1 protein-coding gene is annotated in these 307 nt (G+C 65.5%); it reads right to left on the bottom strand.

Features of this window, described 5'->3' with window-relative positions; translation table 11 throughout:
- The coding region (locus J0A65_RS26915; RefSeq protein WP_206597222.1) for a helix-turn-helix transcriptional regulator at positions 1–307 on the bottom strand (307 nt) is incomplete at both ends.

The raw sequence follows: 307 nt of genomic DNA, 5'->3' as shown, positions 1-307 counted from the left end.
CCAACCCCAGCGACCATGCCAGTGACCTCAGGATGGCCGCATCCGGTTGACGCTCGCCACGCTCGATCATCACCAGATAGTGCGGGCTGATACCGACACTGCGCGCCAGCGCCTCGGCCGTCAGCCCCTTGCCTTCACGCAGTGCCCGCAGTTGATCGAGCCCGGGTCTCACGACCTCCGGATCAGGCTGTTCGCGACCGGATTCGACGGCAGGCTGGTGTCCTGCGGCCTGCAGCAGGGCCTGATAATCGGCCCAGGGCAGTACCGCGTACTCCGGCTCACCATCGCGGGCAATGATTTGCACACT

The organism is Bowmanella yangjiangensis, assembly GCF_017255015.1.
GTDB classification, from domain to species: domain Bacteria; phylum Pseudomonadota; class Gammaproteobacteria; order Enterobacterales; family Alteromonadaceae; genus Bowmanella; species Bowmanella yangjiangensis.
The sequence above is the reverse complement of the archived record's forward strand: the minus strand, read 5'-3'. Positions and strand labels throughout refer to the sequence as shown.